Below are 2,020 nucleotides of genomic sequence, written 5' to 3'. Positions count from 1 at the left end.
CCCGCGGCCCTCCGCGCCCGGACGCGCCCAAGTCGACAGCTCCCGGAATATCCATTTTTGTGTGGATAGCATCTTGTCCGTTCCTGATCGCCGATCTTCGATCTCCGAACCCGGGCTTCGAACTCTCGATCAGCGAAGCGCGGATTCGATCATTGGAGGGTGCTGTGCTGCCGGAGGGCTACGACTACGACACCCACAGCCGACTGGCGGGCCCGCTCACCGAGCCGCCCGCCGACGAGCCCTACCGAGTGCGGTACACGTCGCTGCTCGCACGCGAGCCCCACCGGTGGCGCGCCGTCGCGATGATGGCGCTCGCCCCGCTGCTCACCGGCCTGCTGCTGGTCTACCTGGTGTGGCCCACGCACTGGGTGGAGCGTGACGAGACCCAGCTCTGGCTGGCCGTGCTCGACGTGGCCATGCTGATAGGGATCGGGCTGATCGAGTTCTTCATGGTCGTGAACGTCTTCTCCGTCGCCCACGCCACGATGGTCGCCCGCGACCCCGTGCCCGTGACCCCCGCGCCCGGCACCCGGGTCGCCTTCATCACCACCTACGTCCCCGGCAAGGAGCCGCTGGCGATGCTCCGCGCCACCCTGGAGGGCGCGACCCGCATCACCCACGACGGCCACCTGGACGTCTGGCTCCTCGACGAGGGCGACGACCACGAGGCCAAGACCCTGTGCCGGGAACTGGGCGTGCGCCACTTCTCCCGCAAGGGCGTCGACCGCTGGAACCGCCCCACCGGCCACCACAAGGCGAAGACCAAGCACGGCAACTACAACGCCTGGCTGGACGCCCACGGCGACGAGTACGACTTCTTCGCCTCCGTCGACACCGACCACGTGCCGCTGCCCAACTTCCTGGAGCGGATGCTCGGCTACTTCCGCGACCCGGACGTGGCCTTCGTGGTCGGGCCGCAGGTCTACGGCAACTACACCAACCCCGTGACCAAGGCCGCCGAGTCGCAGCAGTACCTGTTCCACGCGCTGATCCAGCGGGCGGGCAACCGCTACCGGGCGCCGATGTTCGTCGGCACCAACAACGTCGTGCGGATCTCCGCCGTGAAGCAGATCGGCGGCCTGTACGACTCCATCACCGAGGACATGGCCACCGGGTTCGAGCTCCACCGCACCCGCAACCCCGGCACCCGGCGGCGCTGGCGCTCCGTCTACACCCCGGACGTGCTGGCCGTCGGCGAGGGCCCGACCTCGTGGACCGACTTCTTCACCCAGCAGATGCGGTGGTCGCGCGGCACCTACGAGACGCTCTTCAAGCAGTTCTGGAAGGCGCCGTTCAGCATGCCGTACGGCCGGCTGTTCCAGTACTCGCTGATGGTCTGCTACTACCCGATGACCGCGGTCAACTGGTTCCTGGGCGTCTTCAGCTGCGTCCTGTTCATGTGGTTCGGCGCCTCCGGCACCTCGGTGTCCACGTCGGTGTGGCTGATGCTGTACAGCGACGCCGCCGCCCTGCAGATCGGCCTCTACCTCTGGAACCGGCGGCACAACGTCTCGCCGCACGAGCCCAAGGGGTCCGGCGGCCTCGCCGGGATGGCGATGTCGGCGATCTCCGCGCCGATCTACCTGAAGTCCTTCACCGCCGCCCTGACGCGCCGCCCGTGCCGCTTCGTGGTCACCCCCAAGGGCGGCGACAGCAGCGCGGACCGGCTGCTCACCTTCCGGGTGCACCTGTTCTGGGCGGCGGTGCTGGCCGTCTCGCTGGTGGCCTCCGAGATGCTCGGCCACACCCACGCGGCGATGCGCACCTGGGCGGTGCTCGCCCTGGTCATCGCCCTCTCCCCGGTCGTGATCTGGCGGTACACGGTGATGGCCGAGGCCCGTCGCCGCCGGGCCGCCGCCCCGGTCACCGTGCCGGTCACGCTGCCCGACGCCGCACCGGTCACCGCGGCCGACGTCACGGCCGTGCCCGCCGCGACGGAGGGCGCGGACGCCGCCCCCGCGCCGGAACCGGTCCCGGTGGGCGCCCCGGAGCCCGTGCCGGCCGCCGCACCGGAACCGCC

1 protein-coding gene is annotated in these 2,020 nt (G+C 70.2%); it reads left to right on the top strand.

Features of this window, described 5'->3' with window-relative positions; all coding sequences use genetic code 11:
• Positions 1-164 precede the first annotated feature (164 nt).
• The coding region (locus tag ACOV8S_RS14120; RefSeq protein WP_448318859.1) for a glycosyltransferase family 2 protein at positions 165-2,020 on the top strand (1,856 nt) is incomplete at its 3' end.

The organism is Streptomyces sp. CO7 (assembly GCF_053474865.1).
This window is presented reverse-complemented; position numbering and strand designations above follow the sequence as displayed.